Below are 22224 nucleotides of genomic sequence, written 5' to 3'. Positions count from 1 at the left end.
TTCCTTCAAAACTGGTTCACTACTTGCTGTATCAATAGGGTCACAGGCAAAGGACGCGTGAAACCCTTGTCTGACAGCGCCTTACCACATTGGCGATGGCCTTGAGTAAATCAATGGCATTGATAACCGCCGATGTAGGGAATCAGCCCACGAGGTAACCCGCCGGGATGGCCGGTCACCATGGCTTAAAAGACGATGGCTAAGAAGACAATGTCGACAATAACTAAAATAACAACACTCAATCAATTGGTTGAGCAGACCACTGACGTGAACGGAAAAGCAAGACAGCATGCGCTGCGAGCGACCGTAACGCTGGGTAATTTGATACCGTCAACCGTGACCTATGAAAGCCGAGGTTTGGCCTTGGTTGTTGGAGGCGGTGAAGCGGTAGCGTCGTTTGCTGCCCAGATCCCTGCATCGCTTCGTGATCAAGCTGTATTGGTGTGTACTGACGAATCCTCAAACGCGATCCCTCTTCCTGAAGGGATGGCATTTTTCTACGCGCGCGAGGTGCAAGTGGATGGCTTTCTTGGGGCGTTTGATGTGTTCATCACGCATACCTTGGTGAAGCAAAACTTGGCGCAAATCACCCAAGGCCGTGAACACTTTGATTTGATTATTGATCTGTCGGAAAGGGGCTTTCATTTCGCTGAATTACCGCCCTTAGGGTATTACTCAGTTGGGCGATCGATCGTGACCTCAGACGATGCGCTTGATGCGTTATCCGATATGACCGGCACATTCGATAAACCCAAATTTTTCCGTCTCGATACCAATAGTTGTGCCCACTCGGCGCGCGGTATTGAAGGCTGCACCCGCTGTATTGATGCCTGCCCAGCCGATGCGCTGAGTTCGGTAGACAGCGCCATCACAATCAACCCTTATCTTTGTCAGGGTATGGGTTCTTGCGCCACAGCTTGCCCAACGGAAGCCATTAGCTACTCGCTACCCGATCCCGATAATACCCAACATTTTGTGTTCCAGTTGCTCGCACATTATCGCGAACAGGGGGGGCAATCGCCCATTGTGCTGTTTTATGCCGAAGCTTCTGACACGGAGTTGGCTGAGCAGTTAGCGCAGCTTCCTAGTCGCGTCATTCCCGTGCGGTTGGAAGAGCTCGCATCGGTCGGGATTGATAGCTGGTTCAGTGCGCTAGCCTATGGTGCATCTCAGGTTGTGCTTGCGGCTTCTTCATCACTGCCGGTTAAAACACGCAAAGTACTTGAACAAGAGCTCGCCGTCGCATCGTCGTTTCTCTCTTCACTCGGGCACAGTGCCGATCGTATTGCGCTCTCTTCGGTCACATCGCTGAGCACGCAAAACCTCTACAGCAATGCCTTGCTTGACCAAAGCAAAAAACTCGAAGGCAGCAAGCGCGAAAAATTGGCGCAAGCGCTCGACCTTCTTGCGTCAAACGCCGTGTTGGTTTCGACCGTCAGCACCGTGCCTGACGGTGCGCCTTATGGACGTATTGATGTCGCCACCTCGGATTGCACTTTGTGTATGGGATGTGTGGCAGTGTGTCCTACCGATGCGTTGCAATCCATTGGTAGCAGCCCCGGTATGACGTTTAGAGAGCAAGATTGCGTGCAGTGCGGCTTGTGTGAAAAAGCGTGTCCTGAATCAGTGATCACCTTGGTGCCTCGTTATCACTGGGACGCCGCTACCCGCCAACAACGCGACATTGTTCATGAAGAGCCAGCCGCGGAATGCATTCGCTGCGGTAAACCTTTCGCGCCGGTTTCTATGGTCAACATGCTGATCGAGAAACTCAGCAACCATAGCCATTTCCAAGATGACGCCATCAAACGTTTGTCGATGTGCGAAGACTGCCGTGTCCGCGACATTGTCTCCGACATGATGGATAACCCAGACAAACAGTTGAAGGTATAGGAGGCGGATATGGCAATGCAAGAAATCACCATTGATGATGTAACAAACGAAGAAAACCAGATCCGCCAGAGCATTTACAGCTTGTTGGCGCATGTATTTCGTCAAGCGCCTGATGAAGCCTCACTGGCTTGGCTTGCCACGCTGGAAACAGAAGGCGACGAGCAGTCAGCCGGCATGGCAGCAGCTTGGTCAGTACTCAGATTAACCGCCAGCAACACTACGACAATGCAGGCAGCCGATGAATATCAGCTGATGTTTATTGGCGTAGGCCGTGGCGAAGTGGTGCCATTTGGTTCTTGGTATTTGACGGGATCATTGATGGAGTTGCCGTTGGCACTGCTTCGTCAAGATCTGCGTCGACTAGGTTATGAACGCCAAGAAGAAACCAAAGAGCCAGAAGATCATATCGCCGCATTGCTGGAAGTGATGGCCATGCTGGTGGAAGAAGAAAGTGATATTGAACAAGCGGCCTTTTTTAACCGTCATATCGCAGCTTGGTGTGAACGGTTATGTGAGGACGTGAAACGGGCTGAGCCAGCGGTGTTTTATGCTGCTGTTGCAGAGCTTGCCCAACGATTTTTAATCATAGAAAAAACGCGATTTACCCAACGTCCATGGTGACAAGCACGACCTCAACCTGACGTGGAATAAAAAGAACAAGGAGCAAGTAATGTCTGAAAACAAGAAAGATACCGATATGCACAACCCGAATCGGCGCCAGTTTCTGACAGGCCTCGGGGTTGCAGCCGCAGCGGGCGCAGTCGCGACCGTTGCCACAGGAAGCGCTCAGGCTGAGACCATGGTGAAATCACCACAAGACAAAAAACCGTCGGGTTATCGCGAAACACAACATATTCGCGATTACTACGATTCCCTATAACCCAGCGTGAAGATGGAGTTTGACAATGAAACTAACGAAACGCTCTGATTCGGTCAGCAAGGACGAAAAACAGCTGGGTGTGTCGCGCCGTACCTTTATGCGAAATACCTCATTGGCAACAGCCGGAGGCATCGCAGCTGCAGGCATGTTTGCACCGGGTATGATGAAAAAAGCGGCGGCAAAAGACGCCGATCCTAATAAGCCAGTAGAGCAAAAGCGCACCATTTGTTCGCATTGCTCAGTGGGTTGTGGCGTGTATGCGGAAGTGCAAGACGGTGTATGGACTGGGCAAGAGCCAGCGTTCGATCACCCGTTCAACCTTGGTGGACATTGTGCCAAAGGTGCAGCTCTGCGTGAGCATGGTCATGGTGCACGTCGCCTGAAATACCCGATGAAGCTGGTCGATGGCAAATGGCAAAAAATCAGTTGGGACACGGCACTGAATGAAATTGGCGATCAAGTGCTAGAAATCCGTGAGCAATCGGGCCCCGACGCGGTTTACTTCCTTGGCTCGGCCAAACACAGTAATGAACAAGCGTATCTGTTCCGTAAAATGGCGTCGCTTTGGGGCACCAACAACGTTGACCACCAAGCACGTATCTGTCACTCCACTACCGTAGCGGGCGTCGCCAATACGTGGGGTTACGGAGCCATGACCAACTCTTTTAACGACATGCATAACTGTAAGTCGATGCTTTTTGTTGGCTCGAACCCTGCGGAGGCACACCCCGTTGCTATGCAGCACATCCTTATCGCCAAAGAGAAAAATGGCTGTAAGATCGTCGTCGCTGATCCTCGTCGCACACGTACTGCAGCGAAAAGTGATCATTTCGTTTCATTGCGTCCAGGGACAGACATTGCCTTTATTTGGGGCTTGCTGTGGCACATTTTCGATAACAACTGGGAAGACAAAGAATTCATCCATCAGCGCGTTTTTGGTCTCGAAGAAATTCGTGAAGAAGTTGCCAAGTGGCCGCCTGAAGAAGTGGAGCGTGTGTCGGGCGTTGGCCGTGATGACATGTACCAAGCAGCGAAAATCTTGGCTGAAAACCGTCCAGGCTGTGTGGTTTGGTGTATGGGTGGAACCCAGCACACCACAGGTAACAACAACACTCGCGCCTACTGTGTGTTAGAACTGGCGCTGGGTAACATTGGTAAATCCGGCGGCGGCGCTAACATTTTTCGCGGTCACGACAATGTTCAAGGCGCGACGGACTTAGGCGTATTGTCACACACCCTACCGGGTTACTACGGCCTGTCTGATGGTGCGTGGAAACATTGGTCGAAAGTGTGGGAGGTTGATCAGAAGTGGATTCAAGACCGTTTTGACCCCGCTGAATACAACGGTTCAAAACCTATCAATAGCAACGGTATTCCGGTTTCTCGCTGGATTGATGGCGTGCTGGAAGACAAAGACAAAATCGCGCAGAAATCAAACATTCGCGCCATGTTCTACTGGGGCCATGCGGTGAACTCGCAAACTCGTGGGCCAGAAATGCGCAAAGCAATGGAAAAACTGGATTTGATGGTCATTGTTGACCCGTATCCGACCGTTGCTGCTGTCATGAACAACCGAAAAAATGGCGTGTATCTACTACCGACCACAACGCAATTTGAAACTTATGGTTCAGTCACGGCGTCAAACCGTTCGCTACAGTGGCGTGACAAGGTTATCGAGCCGTTATTCGATTCGAAACCCGACCACACCATCATGTATCTGCTGTCGAACAAACTCGGTTTCTCCGATCAGCTTTTCAAAAATATTGCGGTGAAAAACGACGAACCTGTGGTTGAAGACATCACCCGCGAGTTCAATCGCGGCATGTGGACGATCGGTTATACCGGTCAAAGCCCAGAGCGTATTAAAGAGCACCAGAAAAACTGGCATACCTTCAATACCACGACACTCGAAGCGCAGGGTGGCCCTGTCAATGGTGAAACCTATGGCCTGCCTTGGCCATGTTGGGGAACGCCAGAAATGAAGCACCCCGGCACCCACATTCTTTATGACACATCCAAAGAAGTCGCGCGTGGCGGCGGTAATTTCCGTGCACGATTTGGGGTGGAATTTGAAGGACAAAGCCTATTGGCAGTGGACAGCTATTCAAAAGGTTGTGAACTGGAAGATGGTTATCCCGAATTTACCGACAAGATGCTTAAGCAACTTGGCTGGTGGGATGACCTGACTGCAGAAGAAAAAGCATCTGCTGAAGGCAAAAACTGGAAGACTGACTTATCGGGTGGCATCCAACGCGTCGCGATTAATCACGGTTGTATTCCTTTCGGTAATGCCAAAGCGCGCGCGATTGTGTGGACATTCCCAGACCGTGTGCCACTTCACCGTGAACCGCTTTATACGCCACGTCGGGATTTGCTCCCCGAGTATGCGACATGGGATGACAAAGCCGATATCTACCGTCTTCCTACGCTATACAAGTCGATTCAAGACATTGATGCCGCGAAGGATTACCCGATCATTCTGACGTCCGGTCGTTTGGTGGAATATGAAGGTGGGGGCGAGGAAACACGCTCTAACCCTTGGCTAGCCGTTTTGCAGCAAGAGATGTTTGTCGAAATCAACATTGTTGATGCGAACAATATCGGGATTGTTGATGGACAAGATGTGTGGGTCGAAGGCGCAGATAAAGGTCGTGTGAAGGTGAAAGCCATGATCACACCGCGTGTGTATGCAGGGCTGGCATTTATGCCGTTCCACTTCGGCGGGGTCTTCCAAGGACAAAGCCTACTGGATAGGTATCCAGAAGGTGCGGACCCGTACGTGATTGGTGAGTCTGCTAACACCGCGACCACTTATGGTTATGACCCGGTTACTGTGATGCAGGAAACCAAAGTCACCCTTTGTAAGATCATTCCAGCGTAGTAGGGAGCATACATTATGGCCGATATGAAATTTTTGTGTGATACCAAACGCTGCATTGAGTGCAACGGTTGTGTCACTGCGTGTAGTAACGCGAACTCAGAAGTGGTTACTTGGGGCATCCAACGCCGCCGAGTCGTCACATTAAACGACGGTGAGGCGGGAGAGAACTCGATCTCTGTTGCCTGTATGCACTGTGCGGATGCGCCTTGCATGGCCGTTTGCCCAGCAGATTGCTTCTATCGTACTGAAGATGGCATTGTGCTTCACAACAAGGAAACTTGCATAGGGTGTGGTTACTGCCTGTTTGCGTGTCCGTTTGGTGCACCTCAGTTTCCGAAAACGGCAGCGTTTGGCGAGCGTGGCAAAATGGATAAATGTACCTTCTGTGCGGGCGGTCCTGAGCCTGATGGTTCTGCCAAAGAGCGTGAGCTTTACGGTGCGAACAGAATTGCAGAGGGCAAATTGCCACTTTGCGCTGAGATGTGTTCAACCAAAGCGCTGCTCGCGGGTGATGCGGAGAAAATCTCTGCGGTCTTCCGTCAACGCGTGGTAGAGCGCGGTGCCAAGGGCGCTGGCTGGACTAACGGGAATGATCTTGCCTATGACGCCACAAAAAGCTGATGAGCATGGAGAGCTGCTGGGTTCGTCTCAGCAGCATTAGGAGGAGATATGTTTAGAACATTGCTCGCCATGCTGATGGTGATCGCCAGCTTTGCCGTGCCCACTTCGTTTGCGGAACAGGCTGAAACAGCCGATCCGCAAAGAGAGATGGTGCAATTGGCAGGACCTGAGTATTGGCGAGAAGTGAAATCCGGCGAGTCGGGATTCACTGTCGCCACTGGCGCTGAAGCGGGTCAGTTAATTAATGTTGATGGACAGCGATGGCGTGAGGTTCGCAACCAATGGATTAGCCCGCTGGGGCTTATCTTTATGGGCGCATCTGCGGCAAGCCTACTGCTTTTCTATCTGTGGGCAGGTCGCATCAAACTAACGAATGAACGCACAGGAAAAAAGGTGCACCGCTGGTCGCCATTTGAACGCGCAATGCATTGGTTTACCGCGATCAACTTCCTCATTTTGGGGCTGTCAGGTGTCGTGCTGCTGTACGGTAGACATTTTATTAAACCGGTTGCACCAGAGGCCTTGTGGGGAAGTATTATCTACGCCGCGAAACTGTCGCATAACTACTTAGGCCCTTTGTTCGTCCTTGGTCTGCTTTGCATGTTAGTGAAGTGGTTTAAGAACAACATGATCAACAAGGTCGACATTGACTGGTTTAAGCAAGGCGGTGGTATTTTACCTAACGGTAAACACCCTGATGCTGGCTTTTGTAACGGCGGCGAGAAGATATGGTTCTGGTTGTTAGCAACCGTGGGTGTGGTGGTGTGTATTACGGGTTTAGTGATGGATTTTCCGATCTTCGGTCAAACCCGCGCAGACATGCAAATCGCTAACGTTATCCACGGTATTGCATCTTTGGGCTTACTGGCTGCCGCGTTCGGGCACATCTATATCGGTACCGCGGGTACAGAAGGTGCGTTTGAAGGCATGGCGACAGGCTATGTCGATGAAGCATGGGCTAAACAACACCACAAGCTGTGGTTGGAAGAAGTGCAAAATCAACCCGCACAAGAAGGCAAGCAGCCCTCGACGGATGAACAAAAAGTTTAGTCAGTCAGAGTGATGATGAATTATCGACAAAGCCAGCGAATTCTCGCTGGCTTTTTGTTTTTAGCTACTTGGTGACCATGTCCCATCGAAGTGCGGTACCAAAGGCAATGTCTGCACTCGCCGTCTTTCCTATCACATCGTCATAATATTTTGGCGCTAAGCCAAAGCCCGGTCTGACGCTGCGAACGTTCTGCGCAGTGAATTTGTCACCTGCTTTGATATCGTCACTGATATACAAAGATCGACGAAATTGCACATTGGCTTTTTCTGCGTCTTTGAGTTGATAACCTGCCTGGCCGAGTGCCTGCCATGCGATGCCCGTGTCACGGCATAGCGCCTCAAGCTCATGAGGCTCGAGCGAAAAGGTGGAATCTGGCCCTGGATCGTTGCGACTGAGCGTAACGTGCTTTTCAATCACAGACGCGCCAAGCGCCACTGCTGCAATGGACACGGTAGTGCCGAGGGTATGATCAGACAGGCCGCCAATGGTTTGAAAACGCGAAGACAAATCGGAAATGGTGCGCAGATGACTTTGCGATGCAGGCGCTGGGTAAGCGCTGATGCAATGAAGCAAAACCAACTCTTTGCAGCCACTGTCTCGCGCCATCGCAACCGCTTCTGCGATTTCGTCGTTATTAGCCATGCCGGTAGAAATGATCATCGGCTTGCCTGTTTGAGCAACGTAACGGATCAGGGGCAAATCAATCGCTTCAAATGAGGCAATTTTATACGCGGGTGCGTTGAGATCTTCGAGTAAATCAACGGCAGAAAAATCAAATGGGGTACTGAAGAGCGTGATACCCATATCGCGCGCTTTATCAAACAACGGTTTGTGCCAATCAAATGGCGTATGAGCCTCTTGGTAGAGGTCGTAAAGTGTTCGACCATCCCATAAGCCGCCCTTAATTTGAAACTCTGCAGAAGCACAATTCAGGGTGATAGTATCGGCGGTGTAGCTCTGCATTTTGACAGCGTCAGCACCCGCGCGTTTTGCCATCTCGATGGTCTGAAAAGCACGTTCTAGGGAACCATTGTGATTCGCCGACATTTCCGCGATGACATAGGGCTTATGCTCTGGGCCTATTTTTCGACCATCTATCGTGATGCATTGCGTCATAGCTAGATTTAATACTCTGTTAAGTGGTTAGCGCTGCGTGTCCACTGCTCTCGTGATAAATGAAATACGCAGTAAGAAATAGCGTCACCACAGTCATTTTGTAACACCGCGACGCTCTCGTCTTTGCGAAAACTAAGTTTGTGGTGGAGGTGCAGCACCTTGGAATTGGTGCAAAGTACACGGCTATCAATTTGTCTCAGCGCTAAATCAGTAAAGCCATAAACCAGCGCAGCTTGAAGTAGGTGAATCCCCGTACCGGTCGGCAAACCTGGATCTTTGTAAAAGCCCCACTCGGCTGAGCCAGAGGTGGCGTCAATATGGGTGAAAGAGACCATACCAATAGGTGTTCCATCAACCAGAGCGATCAGAAATCGCTTGGTCTGATCATCAGCAATGCCAGTAAACCAGCATCGGTGTTCCTCGGCATTGATGTCGTGTTGGGTGAACATGAACTGGCGAACCGCGGGGTCGTTGCGCCACACTCTCACCATCGCTAAATCTGCTTCTGTCATTGGGCGAAGCGTTGTTTTGGTGTTGTCGCAGGGCGTCCTCTCGCTCATTGGCAATTCTCCATTGCGCGAACGACACGTTCTGCGCCTAGCCCGTCAATGTCTGATTCAGGCAAACGAAGCGGCAGGGCATCCCAGTATTCGGCGAGCCAAGACAGCTCTTGTGCATAGCGAGAGGCTGTTGTGATATTACTCAAACCGAGATAACGATACTGTCCAGATTTGGCAAGGTGCTCTGCCATGTCACGCTGATTTTCAGCAACTGACACCAAGGTGCTGGGCAAGCGTAAACAGGTACGTTCGATCGCGCTAACACCCGCAGCCCCAAATGCATAGCGCGAGCAAGCCAGTTCTGTTTCGAAGTCAGGAAGGCTTTCAACTAATTCGATAAACTCAGGCACGGCTTCCATTAACAGTGCTTCTTTTCGCGGATTTGCCATGCCATAGACAATGACAACGTTAAAGGGCAGCGTAGAAAATTGCTGACAGGCGTGAAGAAGTTTGAGCGTTTCACCTGTTGGGTCTGTGCCACTGAAGAAGGCCACAATTTGGTTTTTTATTACGCTCAAATCGTGATCTCGAAGCGCTGAAAATGAGTCGCGCAACAACGCAAAGCGAGGGCCGAGCAGTTGTTGGCATCCAGTGGGCACCCATGAGTGGTAGCGGTTTTCAACGTCAGGCCAAGGATTGTGGTCAAGCAAGATATCGCAGGCATGCCTACGATTGGCGAGATCATCAATGGCGAGCACCTTGGCACCTGATGTTTTCATTAGCGATTGCCATTTTTCATCAATCGCATAATGATCAAAAACAACCCAGTCGAGGGTAATGTCATCCAACATCGCGAGACACTGATGCGCATCTTCTTCCTGCGTTACGCCTAACCAGTGCGCGTAATCGCCAGTATCCGGCAAAAAGGTTTCTTCAATGGCAGGTAGGGGAATCACATGGATGTTTTGTTGGCGGCAATACTCAAGCAAATTCCCCGTTAGTTCTCGGCTAAGCATGCGCACATGGTGTCCGTGCTCGATCAGCTTTTTGGCAAGAACGAGGCAACGCATCACGTGTCCTGTGCCTATTTGACTCGACGCATCCACGCGAATGGCGACGTTCACAACTCGCCTCGTTTTGAGAGAATTTCATACAGCATTTCAGCACGTAGCCAGTCATCGGGTTCATCGATATCTTGCACGCGAAAATGGGGAATTTGTACCGATTTTGAATGGGGTGCAAAGATAGGCAAACCTGACACAAATGCCTCTGGCGTTCCCCAGTAGAACATGCCTGCATCGTGATAAGCCGGTTCTAAATCTTGGGAGCGCGTTGAGAAGTGCTCAGGCCAGAACATTTCGACATTACCTTCTTCGGTCATGCGGATGCTGCGCTGGATCGGGAATGAAAAACGCGTGCTGGCGAAGGTGTATTTGGTGCCTTCACTTTGCAGCAATGCAAGGCCTTCTTCGAGATCTGAAGTGCGTGTAAATGGCACGGTGGCATACAGGCAACAGACCGCCTCGATACGGCTTTGGTCATGATCGTTCAACCATTCGATGGCGTGCTTAATCACATCCAGCGTGGTGGCGTGATCGTTGGCGATGTCTGATGGACGAATAAAGGGAACCTCTGCGCCATATTCTGTGGCAACGGCAGCGATTTCTTCGCTGTCGGTGGACACGATAATGCGATCAAATAGACCTGACTGCTTCGCCACGTTGATGGCATAGGCGATGATAGGCTGACCAATGAAGGGTTTAAGGTTTTTACCTGGAATGCGCTTGCTGCCGCCTCGGGCAGGGATAATACAGACTTTCATTGTGTCCTTTAATTGGCGTTAAGCGCCTCAGCAAGTGCTGCCACAACCTGATCTTGTTCGTCTTCCGTCATGTCAAAAAACAGCGGCAGACTTAGCGCAGCATGGTAATAATTTTCAGCAATAGGGAATTGGCCCCAATCGAAACCAAGTTCCCGATAATAGGGCTGCGTGTGCACAGGAATATAGTGAACATGCACGCCAATCCCTTTTGCCCGCAGCGTATCGAAGACGTGGCGGCGGCAATCCGGTTCCGCTAACTGAATGACATACAAATGCCATGCCGACTCGCACGATTCGAGTAGTGTCGGCGTAGCCAGTGGTAGGTTCTCGAGTAAGCGGTTGTAGCGACGTGCAAGCGCATTTCGGCGTTTGACAAACGCATCGAGACGAGTCAATTGAGATACGCCTAGAGCCGCTTGAAGATCTGTCATGCGGTAGTTGTAACCCAGGCCTTGCTGTTCGTAATACCAAGCGCCTTGTCCAGCATCGACAAGCTCGGCGGGGTCTCGAGTCACGCCATGACTGCGCAAGCTTTCTAATGCCTTGGCAAGTGCTGGGTCATTGGTTATCGCCATGCCACCTTCGGCGGTGGTGATGATTTTCACCGGATGAAAGCTAAACACCGTGATGTCGCTGTAACGACAACTACCAATATAGTCCCCCTGATAGCGCCCACCAATGGCATGGGAAGCATCTTCAATCACCTTGAAACCGTATTGCTTTGATAAGCGATGGATCGCTTCCATGTCGCAGCTTTGTCCGCACATGTGTACGGCAACCAAGATGTGCGGCAAGGTATTTTCTTGTGCCGCTAGCGCAAGTTTTTCAGCCAGCTTTTCAGGGCAAAGGTTATAGGAGACAGGGTCGATATCGACAAAGTCGACCTCTGCGCCACAGTAAAGCCCACAGTTCGCCGAGGCAACAAAGGTATTTGGCGATGTCCAAAGGCGCAGACCTTTTCTTAAGCCTAACGCTAAACAGGCAAGGTGAAGGCTGGAAGTCGCGCTGTTGGCGGCAATAGCAAATTCGGCACCAACCATGACTTTTACCGCATTCTCAAATTCTAGAACTCTAGGCCCTTGAGTAACAAACTCAGATTGTAATGCTGCAATCACTGACTCTATGTCAGCTTGATTGATAGATTGTCGACTATAGCTATGCATCTGTTCTCGATCTTTTACGCAAAACACATCCGGATACCCAGCAAGTTTGATGCCGAATTTTCGACTAGGGCAGAAATTACTGAAAGGTGAACTTTGCAAGTGAGTTAATATTTCAAAACGTATTTTATCTTAGTGTGGCTATGCAATTGATGGAAAATTGCCTACAGCGTGATTAGGTGTCGAAAAAAAAGGCAACTTCTCATGAAGTTGCCTCATTGTGCGGACGTTATCAGGGATTATGATGACTTATGGCGCTCTTTCAGTTTGTTCGCCACATCTTGTAAGGAGAAATCTTGATCTTGCAGCAATACCATTAGGTGGTACATCAGGTCGGCGGATTCGTTAATCAACTCCTCCTTATCGCCCGACGTCGCTGCAAGCGCGACTTCGACGCCTTCTTCGCCCACTTTCTGCGAAATACGCTTGGTACCCTTAGCGTAAAGGGACGCGGTGTAAGACGTAGAAGGATCGGATCCTCGACGGGAAGCCAACACTTGCTCCAATTGATGAAGGAACACCAGAGCTGGCTTGCTTTCATTGTCTTCGCCAAAGCAGCTTTCGGTCCCAAGGTGGCAGGTTGGGCCGATAGGGTCGACTTGCACCAGCAGGGTGTCTTTGTCGCAATCCAAGTCGATGTGTTTAAGCTGCAACACGTTACCGGAGGTTTCGCCTTTGGTCCAAAGACGCTCCTTGGTGCGAGACCAGAATGTCACTTGCTCGGTTTCGAGTGTTTTCGCTAGCGCATCTTGGTTCATGTAGCCCAGCATTAATACCTGACCGCTGGTGGCATTTTGCACCACGGCAGGCACGAGACCGTCAATCTTTTCCCAATCAATGCGTTCAGCCAGTGCGGCGGTTCCATCTGTCTGGCTCATAAGCGGATCTCCACGTCTTGTTGTTTTAGGTATTGTTTTAGCTCACCAATATTAATGATTTGCTTGTGGAATACGGAGGCTGCGAGTGCACCGTCAACGTTGGATTTGTTGAAAGCCTCGGCAAAGTGCACCATTTCACCCGCGCCACCGGATGCAATCAAAGGCACGTGGCACACTTCGCGCACCATGTTGAGTTGCTCCAGATCGTAGCCATTTCGCACGCCATCTTGGTTCATCATGTTTAACACGATTTCACCTGCGCCGCGCTTTTGCACTTCCTGCACCCAATCGCGGGTTTCCCACTTGGTGGCCTTGGTACGCGATTCGTCACCTGTAAATTGGTAAACCTGATACTTACCCGTGTCTTTGTCGTAGTAAGAATCAATGCCGACAACAATGCACTGCACGCCGAACTTTTCGGCAAGCGTAGTGATCAGTTCTGGGTTCGCAAGGGCCGGGGAATTGATGGAGATTTTGTCTGCACCAAACTCCAAAATTCGCTGTGCATCTTCTGCGGTTTTGATGCCGCCTGCCACGCAGAAAGGAATATCAATCACTTCGGCAACACGTGCTACCCAACTTTTGTCTACGACGCGACCATCGCTTGATGCAGTAATATCGTAAAACACCAATTCGTCAGCGCCTTCAGCCGCATAACGTGCAGCAAGTGGGACGATGTCACCAATGATTTCGTGGTTACGAAACTGAACGCCTTTGACGACTTGACCATCACGAACGTCTAGGCAGGGAATTATTCTTCTTGCCAACATGCGAATGCCTCCTCTGCGGTGAATTTGTCGTCTAGCAGGGCACGACCCACGATGACACCCGCAACGCCAGTATCTTTGAGCGCGTCAATGTCTGCCAGAGAACCAATGCCACCTGAAGATTGGAATTGAACTTGCGGGTAGGCTGCGCAAAGATCTTTGTAGAGCTCAACGTTGGAACCTGCCAATGTGCCGTCACGGGAAATGTCGGTACACAGAACATGTTTTAAGCCCACAGTAAGGAAATTTTCCAGCAGTGCTTCAATAGTCACGCCGGAATCTTCTTGCCAGCCTGATACCGCGACCATGCGATTGCCGTTTTCGTCGATGTTGATGTCCAGTGCTAAGACGATATGTTCCGCGCCGTATTTTTGCATCCAGCCCTTCACAATTTCTGGCTGCTTCACGGCAGTTGAACCAATCACTACGCGTTTTGCGCCTGCACGAAGCAGTTCGACAACATCGCTTTCTTTACGAACGCCTCCGCCAATTTGAATATTCGCGGGAGTGCTTTCAATCAAGGATTCGATGATAGAAAGCTGGCGAGCAGTGGTGTCTTTTGCGCCGGTTAAGTCGACCAAATGTAGCCAGTTTGCGCCTGCATTGTGGTACAGCGCGAATTGCTCGCGAGGGTCAACTTTGTATTCGGTGACTTGGCCGTAATCGCCTTGATAAAGGCGGACGACTTGTCCATCAATCAAATCTAAAGCAGGAATTATCATCCTTATAACTCCAAAAAGTTTTTGATCAGCTGCGCTCCAACTTTGCTCGAGCGCTCTGGGTGGAACTGAACGCCGTAATAGTTGCCGTTTTGTATCGCAGCGCTAAAAGGCTTGTCGTAGTCACATTGGCCAATGGTGTAATCGCCCACTGGCATGGCGTAGCTGTGCACGAAATAGAAGTAGCTGTTCTCTGGGATATCTTTGAACAAAGGGTGGTTATTCACGGGAGTGACCGTATTCCAACCCATGTGTGGAAGCGGTAAGTTGCCTGTTTCCATCAGTGTGGTGTCAGCATCAACATGGCCAAGGCAGTTAACAGCTGCTTTACCTTCTTGTGATGACTTGCCTAAAAGCTGCATGCCCAAACAAATGCCAAGTAATGGCTGTTTGACGTCGCGAACGAGCGAGATCAAGTCGCGTTCTTCAAGGTTTTTCATTGCCTCGGTCGCCGTGCCAACACCAGGAAGAAACAGTTTGTCAGCGGCCAGTACTACGGCAGGGTCACGACTAATCGTCACGTCGTAACCTAAGCGCTCAATGGCAAAACGCACAGAGCTGACGTTGGCGCATCCGGTATCAATAATGACAATGTTTGCGTCGCTCATACTATCTCTCCTTAGAGTACGCCTTTGCTGCTTGGCAGCTCGTTGCCTTCAACGCGGATCGCTTGGCGCAATGTACGGCCATAAGCCTTAAACAGGCTTTCAACGATGTGGTGCGTGTTATCACCATCCGAGGAAAGGTGCAGCGTACAGGCCATGGTGTCCGTCAATGAGCGGAAAAAGTGCTCGACCATTTCGGTCGAAAGATCGCCGACTTTGTCTTGCGAGAACGTCGCGTCAAATTTCAGGTACGGGCGACCAGACAAATCCAAGGCACATTGTGCAAGGCATTCGTCCATCGGCAGGCTAAAGCCAAAACGGCCGATGCCGCGTTTGTTGCCAAGGGCTTCTTTCAGTGCTTGGCCCAGCGCTAGCGCGGTGTCTTCTACCGTGTGGTGGTCGTCGATGTGCAAGTCACCTTCTACTGCGACTACCATGCGGAAACCACCGTGTGTGGCGATTTGATCTAGCATGTGATCAAAAAAGCCAAGGCCTGTGCTGATGCTGTTGCCGCCGCTTTCATCCAAGTTTACCGTGATACGAATATCGGTTTCTTTGGTGGTGCGAACCACTGAAGCAACGCGTGGGGACGTCGTCAAATCTTTGAGGATCTGTTTCCAGTTCATGGTTTCTGGGTGGTATTGAATACCACGGATCGCCATGTTCTCAGCCAATTGCAGATCGGTTTGACGATCGCCAATCACGGCGGAGGTTTTGAAATCCACTCGGCCTTGTTGGAGGTAGTCTTTCACCAAACCCAGCTTGGGTTTGCGGCAGCTACATCCTTCGTTGTCGAAGTGCGGGCAAATCAAAACGTCAGCAAACTTAACGCCTTGAGATTCGAAAATCTCCATCATCATATTATGTGGCGCATCGAAATCAGCTTGTGGGTAGCTGTCGGTACCCAAACCGTCTTGGTTGGTGACCATCACCAGCTTGTAACCTGCATCCTGAAGCGCAAGCAGAGCAGGAATGACATCAGGCTCTAGCTTTAGTTTGTCGAGGCGGTCGACTTGAAAATCAACAGGTGGCTCGACAATCAGTGTGCCATCGCGGTCAATAAAGAGGATTTTTTCTTTCACTACAAATTCCTTTTCTTTTCGCTCTCTATGCCAGTTGCTGGCGGATAAAGGTCAGAGTTTTTTCACATTCTTCACGGTTGCCGATGCTGATACGAATGCAGCCTTCAATCGGAGAGCGGCGAAGAATAATGCCGTTGTCCCAAAGGGCGGTAAACAGCAGTTCCGCGTCGTCGAATTTCACCAGAAGGTAGTTAGCATAGCCATCAAACACTTGCACACCCGGTAACATGGAAAGACCGGCTTGCAAATACGCACGGTTAGCACTCAGATCCAACACTTGATATTTCATGCGGGCAAGACCGGTTTCAGACAGTGCCTGACAAGCAATTTCCGTCACGGGAACAGGCACAGGATAAGGCGCGATCACTTTTTGCATCAGCTGGATAACTTGTTGATTGGCAATGGTGAAGCCACAACGGAGTCCCGCGAGAGCAAAGGCCTTCGACATGGTGCGCAAAATCGCAAGGTTTGGATAACGAACCAAAAGGTCAACGGTCGACGCTTCAGGGCAGAAATCAATATAGGCTTCATCCATCACAACCAGTGCGCGACCTGCGGTCATTTCTAACAGTGCTTCAATGTCCTTGCGCTCAATCAGGTTGCCCGTTGGGTTATTTGGGCTACAGACGAAAACCAGTTTCACGCCGTCGAGATTGTTTTCGATCTCAGCGATGTTTAGCTGCCACTCTGGCGTCAGTGGAACGATTTTTCGCTCAACACCTGCGGTTTCCGCACTGATGGCATACATGCCATAGGTCGGCGGGCAGAAAAGAATGCTGTCTTCGCCTGCTTCGCAGAAGGTACGAATAAGAAGCTCAATGCTCTCATCCGCGCCACGAGAGGTGAGCACCTGTTCTGGACGCACGCCCGCATAGTCTGCATACGCACGGATGAGTTCATCTGGCTGACATTCGCTATAGCGATTAAGACCAGCTCCATTAATGGTGTATTCGTTGTTAAAGGGTGATTCATTGGCATTTAGCCAGACATCACCTTGACCACCTAAGCGGCGGGCAGACATGTAAGGGGTCAACGCCTGAACATCCTTACGAGCTAATTTTTCAATATCCATCACTCACCCCAAAATTACTGCAATTTATTAAGCTTGTTGACGCGAATAGTGACCGCATTGCGGTGCGCGTCTAAACCTTCTGCATTTGCCATTGCTACCACGGTGGGTGCGAGCGCTTGCAGGCCATCTGCGGATAGCTCTTGAACCGTCATACGCTTACTAAAATCCGCAAGCCCGAGGCTTGAGTAAGTGCGTGTATAACCATAGGTTGGCAGTACGTGGTTGGTACCAGACGCGTAATCACCCACAGATTCTGGCGACCAAGCGCCCAAGAAGATAGAACCTGCATTATCCAGCAGCGGTAATAGTTCGCGCGGTTTTTTGGTCTGAACAATCAAGTGCTCAGGACCATAATTGTTTGAGATGGCGATACATTGGGTCAGGCTTTCAGCGATGATGATAATGCTTGAACCCAAGGCTTTGCTGGCAATGTCCGCGCGACTTAGTACCGAAAGTTGTTGCTGCACGGCATCGGCGACTCTGTCTGCCAATACGGGAGACGGCGTGACTAGCACAACTTGTGAGTCTGGGCCGTGCTCGGCTTGACTGAGTAAGTCTGCGGCAACGAAATCGGCATCTGCCTCTTCATCTGCAATGACTAGCACCTCAGACGGGCCAGCAGGCATATCAATCGCTGCGCCTTGGTGATCGTTGCTGACTTGACGTTTAGCTTCGGTCACAAACGCATTGCCTGGGCCGAAAATTTTGTCCACTTTGCTGACAGTTTCAGTGCCATAAGCCATGGCGGCAACCGCTTGTGCGCCACCAAGGTTATACACTTGATCAATGCCACACAGTTTCGCAACGTAGAGGATTTCGTCTGCAATAGGTGGTGGCGAGCAAAGTACCACTTTACGGCAACCTGCAATTTGCGAGGGAACGCCAAGCATTAACACGGTAGACGGCAAAGGTGCGCTGCCACCGGGAATATACAAACCCACACGATTGATCGGACGGGTGACAAGCTCACACACAACACCCGGCATGGTTTCCACAGTCAGCGGCTGTGCTTTTTGTGCTTGATGGAAACAAGCGATGTTGTCATAGGCTTGCTTGAGCGCGACTTTAATCTCCTCACCCAAACGTGACTCAGCGGCATCGATTTCTTCCTGTTTAACACGAATGTTTTCAGGGACGACTTTATCGAATTTCTCGGTCAGTGCTTTTAGTGCGGCGTCACCACCTTGGCGTACATCACTGATCACGCTTTGAACGGCTTCCGTAATCGAAGCACTGTCTGAGATAGCAGGGCGTTCTAATGAACTTTCCTTCTGCTGGTCACTGAGCGATTTCCAAACCACTGTTTTCATGGCTTACTCCATCATCTTCTCTATTGGCAGCACCAGAATAGAGCTTGCGCCTAGTGCTTTCAGTTTTTCCATGGTTTCCCAGAACAGATTTTCAGTGCTCACAAGATGAACGGCAACGCGTTGTTTGTCATGCGCCAATGGCAGGATGGTTGGATCTTCTGCACCTGGCAGTAACTCAACGATTTTCTCAAGCGTTTCACTTGGCGCATGAAGCATGATGTATTTGGATTCTTTGGCTTTAATAACGCCGTTGATGCGGGTAAGAAGGCGATCGATAAGCTCAGCTTTGTCGACAGCAAACTCGCCAGTACGTTGGATAAGCACGGCTTTTGAACGGAAGATAACTTCTGCTTCTTTCAGGCCATTAGCTTCGAGGGTCGCGCCAGTAGAAACGAGATCACAAATCGCGTCAGCAAGGCCTGCGCGCGGCGCAACTTCAACCGAACCATTCAACATACAGGTGCTGAATTTAACATCTTGCTGGTCGAGGTAGGCTTTCAGAATGTTAGGGTAGGTGGTCGCAATGCGCTTGCCCGCTAGATCTTGTGGGCCGTTGTAGTCTTGGTCTTTTTCAACGGCGACAGACAGGCGGCAACCACCAAAATCAAGACGACGAAGTTTATTGTATTCGCTTGGTTCGCCAACCTTGACTCGCTCTAAACGCACTTCTTCAAGTTCGTTTTCACCGATCACACCCAGATCGACAACACCATCCATGATGAGGCCCGGGATATCATCATCGCGCACCAGCAATAGGTCGAGAGGCATATTTTCTGCGTGGGCGACCAAACGATCACCGGAGACATTGATTTTCACACCGCAGCGCTTAAGCAGTTCAAAACACTCTTTTGCGAGACGGCCTTTTTTCTGTATTGCGATTCTTAGACGTTCTGTTTGCATGATCTAATCCCTGTATCTTTGGTATCAACGCTTCCTTCTAGAAGACGTTGCCACAATTTTTAATCCTAAAATGTAAAAACCCCCGGAAGGTTCGCTTCCGGGGGTCTGAATCTTGTATTCACTATAATGACCGTTGGAAGAACCTAAATCCCTGTCTTCCAGTCGAAACCAATCTTCCCGAAAGACTACTCAGGGTGATGGTGGTGGTGAATGGTCATTAGTGTTTTTTGCATTTGTGTCTTCTCTCAATATGTAAACGAGTAAACGTTTGCTTGGGCTCAACACTAACAAACTCATTAAATATTGCAACAAGTAATTTGTGTGTTTAACGAATTAGCGACTATGAGAAAGGGCAATGGCTTAAAAGGAGATGAGCGGGAGTGCAAACGGGTCAATTTCGCGAAGGTTTTATGACACTTTTCTTCTGCTTACTTTGCGATGGAGCAAGGGGTAGGGAATGAAAGACCGGAAATAAGACGAAGGTTTTTTCGATCAGACATAAACATCTAACAACCCATCGTTTTTCTTATCTGTCGATGCGGGCTGCTGTTCGTTTTCAGCGTTGTCGTGCTCTTCTTCATCAACAAGCTTTTGTTTTTGCTGCTCTGTTTTATTTTGCTTCGAGACGTTATTCACTTTTTGTGGTGAATAGTCTGAGATTTTGGGGAACCAAGCCATCATATGTCCTCATGAGTTGCTCCCCCTATATATCGACCAAAAATCAATCAGCTTGAGTGTTTTCTAACCGCAGCATTTTTTATGCTTTTTACCGCTTCCACAAGGACAAGGATCGTTTCGGCCCACTTTCTCGATTTTTGGGTATTCCCCATCAATGTAAAACCAAAGGGTTTCACCGTTTTTCTCTTCAGTGACAAAACGCGATTTTTCATGCAGGCAGTAAGGCGTGCCGTCTTCTGCATAGTGGGCTTTGAATTCGACGAAACCCTGCTTGCCACCGTCATCAACAGAGCTTGATAGGACTTGCAGCATTTGCCATCGGCTCTTCACTGATTTGGCAATGGCCTCGCGGTGTTCTTCTGCGTGGCAAGAGGCGTGATAGGTGGCAACAACAAAGTCCACTAATCCAACAACATGTGCGCTGTAACGTGCGCGCATCAGTTTTTCTGGGTGATCCGCATTGCTGTGTTGATGATGAATAGGTTCGCAGCATTGGTTATAAGGCTGCTGGCTGCCGCATGGGCAAAGTGTTTGTGTTGAAGCTTTAGAAGGCTGAGCAGTCATGAAAATGAACCGAATGAATAAAATCCGGTTCATTTTCGAAGGCTAGCCACAAAGAGTCAATATATCGATGTCATTGTGGCAGGAAGAAAGCTGACATCGGTATATCGTCACTAGAATGCGTGAAGGTACCAGTCGTACTCTAAGTTAGTGATGTGTTGCTCAAACTCTTCCTGTTCTTTCTCTTTGCAGGTGACGAACACGTCGACAAAATCAGTACCGAGATATTGTCGCAAGACATCTGACGACGACAGCAACCTTAACGCGTCACGAAGGTTGGTGGGCAATGGCGTGGTGTCCATGTCATAAGCATTACCGACGATGGGATCACAGGGTTCAATTTTGTTATCGATGCCATGCATGATCGAAGCGAGGAAGGCGCTCATCATCAAATAGGGGTTGGCATCAGTCCCTGCCACACGGTGTTCAATTCGTGTTGCCTCTGGTAAATCGCCGGGAATACGAAGTGCTGTGGTGCGGTTTTCCAGACCCCAAGTCGCTGCGTTTGGCACATAGAAATCTGGGCTGAATCGGCGATACGAATTGATGTTCGGACACAAGATTGAAAAATACTGTGGCATCAGCTCAAGCAAACCACCCAGTGCATAGCGCATGGTGTCGGTGACCTGGCCGTCTTCCTCAGGTTGAAAGACGTTTCTTCCCTCTTCATCAAGTAAGCTGATATGCAGATGCATGCCATTGCCGGCCTGGTCGGCGTAGGGCTTTGCCATAAAGGTGATGTCGAGATCATGATCATGGGCGACTTGCTTGATCACGCGTTTAAGCAGTATTGAATGGTCACATGCGGCGAGCGCATCATCGGTATGTTTGAGGTTAATCTCAAATTGACCGGGCGCAGATTCGGCAACGATGGTATCAGCAGGTAGGCCTTGCTCACGGGCTGCTTCGATAATATCGGTAAGCAGGTCGGCATACTCGTCAAGGTCATCCAACGAATAGACTTGTGTATTCTCAGGTCGTTTTCCTGTCACAGGAGAGATTGGCGGCAATGGCGCTTTACCCGGCGTTTTACTGTCAATGAGGTAAAACTCAAGCTCAAAGGCCGAAACGGGGTTCAAGCCGCGCTCTTGCATTTGACGTAATACCCGACGAAGGATCATTCGTGGGTCGCCAAAGAAGGGCATTTCACTCTTTTCATACATCTCGAGCATGACCTGAGCAATGGGACGCTTTTGCCAAGGCTGGCGTGTCAGTGATCCTGAAACCGGGAAACAGATCGCATCGGATTCGCCAATCTCCAATCCCAATCCGGTTTCCTCGACTGGGTTGCCTTTAATGTTCATGCCATAAATAGAGATAGGTAATGCTATGCCCTGTTCATAAGCCTTGGGCAGTTTATCCTTCTCGACGCGTTTGCCCCGCACGATGCCATTCATATCAAGTAACAGCAGATCGACAAATTCAATATCCGGATTTTGTTCGAGAAACTGAATCGCTTCTTGTGCATCCGGTAAATTTGTATCTTCAGGCGTAAACATTTCCTTGTCTGTTTGATATCGCATTAAACACCTACCTGAGTGTAAATTATATTGGCCACCTCGATGTGTACCTCTGAGTGAATAGTAAACACGCAATAATGTCAACCGCGTTCCACATCACAAATTCCTTATTTTTGCTGCAAATCAATGCGATAAGCGCGGATAAATCAGGTAATTAACAATGTTAAGAAATTGATAAACAATTAGGTTGATTTTGTTGAGTTGGTCA

22 protein-coding genes and 1 other annotated feature are annotated in these 22224 nt (G+C 49.9%); of the genes, 6 read left to right on the top strand and 16 right to left on the bottom strand.

Annotated elements, in window-relative coordinates; genetic code table 11:
• The first annotated feature begins 210 nt into the window (after nt 1–210).
• From ACED36_RS09250 to ACED36_RS09225, 6 genes are read left to right on the top strand one after another with little or no spacing between them, the layout of a single operon-like run.
• On the top strand, nt 211–1893 hold the full coding sequence (locus ACED36_RS09250; RefSeq protein ID WP_016961125.1) for a 4Fe-4S binding protein: 1683 nt from the start codon (nt 211–213) through the stop codon (nt 1891–1893).
• 9 nt (nt 1894–1902) lie between these two features.
• Nucleotides 1903–2514, top strand: coding sequence for a molecular chaperone (locus ACED36_RS09245; protein WP_016961126.1), 612 nt, complete (start codon nt 1903–1905; stop codon nt 2512–2514).
• A 49-nt stretch (nt 2515–2563) separates the two neighbouring features.
• Complete coding sequence (locus tag ACED36_RS09240; protein WP_016961127.1) at nt 2564–2773, top strand: twin-arginine translocation signal domain-containing protein; 210 nt, start codon at nt 2564–2566, stop codon at nt 2771–2773.
• Nucleotides 2774–2798: 25 nt separating this feature from the next.
• Complete coding sequence (locus ACED36_RS09235; protein ID WP_016961128.1) at nt 2799–5654, top strand: formate dehydrogenase subunit alpha; 2856 nt, start codon at nt 2799–2801, stop codon at nt 5652–5654.
• A gap of 15 nt (nt 5655–5669) precedes the next feature.
• On the top strand, nt 5670–6275 hold the full coding sequence (gene fdh3B / locus ACED36_RS09230; protein WP_016961129.1) for a formate dehydrogenase FDH3 subunit beta: 606 nt from the start codon (nt 5670–5672) through the stop codon (nt 6273–6275).
• Between the two features lie 48 nt (nt 6276–6323).
• Nucleotides 6324–7325, top strand: coding sequence for a formate dehydrogenase subunit gamma (locus ACED36_RS09225; protein ID WP_016961130.1), 1002 nt, complete (start codon nt 6324–6326; stop codon nt 7323–7325).
• Nucleotides 7326–7389: 64 nt separating this feature from the next.
• On the opposite strand, the gene pseI is transcribed toward ACED36_RS09225, so the two are convergent.
• The 16 genes from pseI to ACED36_RS09145 form a co-directional block, all read right to left on the bottom strand.
• Nucleotides 7390–8442 (bottom strand): pseudaminic acid synthase, encoded by a 1053-nt coding sequence (pseI, locus tag ACED36_RS09220; RefSeq protein ID WP_016961131.1) that lies wholly within the window; start codon nt 8440–8442, stop codon nt 7390–7392.
• Between the two features lie 8 nt (nt 8443–8450).
• The gene (pseH, locus tag ACED36_RS09215) at nt 8451–9002 is read right to left on the bottom strand and encodes a UDP-4-amino-4,6-dideoxy-N-acetyl-beta-L-altrosamine N-acetyltransferase (RefSeq protein WP_371733150.1); all 552 of its coding nucleotides are present in this window, start codon (nt 9000–9002) and stop codon (nt 8451–8453) included.
• Nucleotides 8999–10066 (bottom strand): UDP-2,4-diacetamido-2,4,6-trideoxy-beta-L-altropyranose hydrolase, encoded by a 1068-nt coding sequence (pseG, locus tag ACED36_RS09210; protein ID WP_016961133.1) that lies wholly within the window; start codon nt 10064–10066, stop codon nt 8999–9001. The genes pseH and pseG overlap by 4 nt, the downstream gene beginning before the upstream one ends.
• A complete protein-coding gene (gene pseF / locus ACED36_RS09205; protein WP_016961134.1) occupies nt 10063–10764 on the bottom strand; it encodes a pseudaminic acid cytidylyltransferase in 702 nt (233 codons plus the stop codon). Before pseF ends, pseG begins: the two co-directional genes overlap by 4 nt.
• Before the next feature lie 8 nt (nt 10765–10772).
• On the bottom strand, nt 10773–11927 hold the full coding sequence (gene pseC, locus ACED36_RS09200) for a UDP-4-amino-4,6-dideoxy-N-acetyl-beta-L-altrosamine transaminase (protein WP_016961135.1): 1155 nt from the start codon (nt 11925–11927) through the stop codon (nt 10773–10775).
• 236 nt (nt 11928–12163) lie between these two features.
• Nucleotides 12164–12802 carry a bifunctional phosphoribosyl-AMP cyclohydrolase/phosphoribosyl-ATP diphosphatase HisIE gene (hisIE, locus tag ACED36_RS09195; protein WP_016961136.1) on the bottom strand — a complete coding sequence of 213 codons (639 nt, stop codon included), beginning with the start codon at nt 12800–12802 and terminating at the stop codon, nt 12164–12166.
• Nucleotides 12799–13572: an imidazole glycerol phosphate synthase subunit HisF gene (gene hisF / locus ACED36_RS09190; RefSeq protein WP_016961137.1), complete on the bottom strand. Its 774-nt coding sequence runs from the start codon at nt 13570–13572 to the stop codon at nt 12799–12801. The genes hisIE and hisF overlap by 4 nt, the downstream gene beginning before the upstream one ends.
• On the bottom strand, nt 13554–14291 hold the full coding sequence (hisA, locus tag ACED36_RS09185) for a 1-(5-phosphoribosyl)-5-[(5-phosphoribosylamino)methylideneamino]imidazole-4-carboxamide isomerase (RefSeq protein ID WP_016961138.1): 738 nt from the start codon (nt 14289–14291) through the stop codon (nt 13554–13556). Before hisA ends, hisF begins: the two co-directional genes overlap by 19 nt.
• A 2-nt stretch (nt 14292–14293) precedes the next feature.
• Nucleotides 14294–14896, bottom strand: a complete 603-nt coding sequence (hisH, locus tag ACED36_RS09180; protein WP_016961139.1) for an imidazole glycerol phosphate synthase subunit HisH — start codon at nt 14894–14896, stop codon at nt 14294–14296.
• A gap of 11 nt (nt 14897–14907) precedes the next feature.
• The gene (gene hisB, locus ACED36_RS09175) at nt 14908–15975 is read right to left on the bottom strand and encodes a bifunctional histidinol-phosphatase/imidazoleglycerol-phosphate dehydratase HisB (RefSeq protein ID WP_016961140.1); all 1068 of its coding nucleotides are present in this window, start codon (nt 15973–15975) and stop codon (nt 14908–14910) included.
• A gap of 25 nt (nt 15976–16000) precedes the next feature.
• Nucleotides 16001–17041: a histidinol-phosphate transaminase gene (hisC, locus tag ACED36_RS09170; RefSeq protein WP_371733155.1), complete on the bottom strand. Its 1041-nt coding sequence runs from the start codon at nt 17039–17041 to the stop codon at nt 16001–16003.
• A gap of 20 nt (nt 17042–17061) precedes the next feature.
• On the bottom strand, nt 17062–18357 hold the full coding sequence (gene hisD / locus ACED36_RS09165) for a histidinol dehydrogenase (RefSeq protein WP_017004243.1): 1296 nt from the start codon (nt 18355–18357) through the stop codon (nt 17062–17064).
• A gap of 3 nt (nt 18358–18360) precedes the next feature.
• On the bottom strand, nt 18361–19257 hold the full coding sequence (gene hisG / locus ACED36_RS09160) for an ATP phosphoribosyltransferase (RefSeq protein WP_016961143.1): 897 nt from the start codon (nt 19255–19257) through the stop codon (nt 18361–18363).
• A 70-nt stretch (nt 19258–19327) separates the two neighbouring features.
• Nucleotides 19328–19467 (bottom strand) — a sequence feature (His leader region).
• Between the two features lie 282 nt (nt 19468–19749).
• Nucleotides 19750–19938 (bottom strand): hypothetical protein, encoded by a 189-nt coding sequence (locus ACED36_RS09155; protein ID WP_017004242.1) that lies wholly within the window; start codon nt 19936–19938, stop codon nt 19750–19752.
• Nucleotides 19939–19998: 60 nt separating this feature from the next.
• Nucleotides 19999–20499: a YchJ family metal-binding protein gene (locus ACED36_RS09150; RefSeq protein ID WP_017004241.1), complete on the bottom strand. Its 501-nt coding sequence runs from the start codon at nt 20497–20499 to the stop codon at nt 19999–20001.
• Nucleotides 20500–20609: 110 nt separating this feature from the next.
• Nucleotides 20610–22019 carry a glutamine synthetase family protein gene (locus ACED36_RS09145; protein WP_241819211.1) on the bottom strand — a complete coding sequence of 470 codons (1410 nt, stop codon included), beginning with the start codon at nt 22017–22019 and terminating at the stop codon, nt 20610–20612.
• Nucleotides 22020–22224 lie beyond the last annotated feature (205 nt).

Source organism: Enterovibrio sp. FF113, assembly GCF_041439165.1.
In the GTDB taxonomy this organism is placed as follows: domain Bacteria; phylum Pseudomonadota; class Gammaproteobacteria; order Enterobacterales; family Vibrionaceae; genus Enterovibrio; species Enterovibrio norvegicus_A.
Note: the sequence above shows the minus strand (reverse complement) of the source record. Positions and strands in the feature narration are given on the sequence as shown.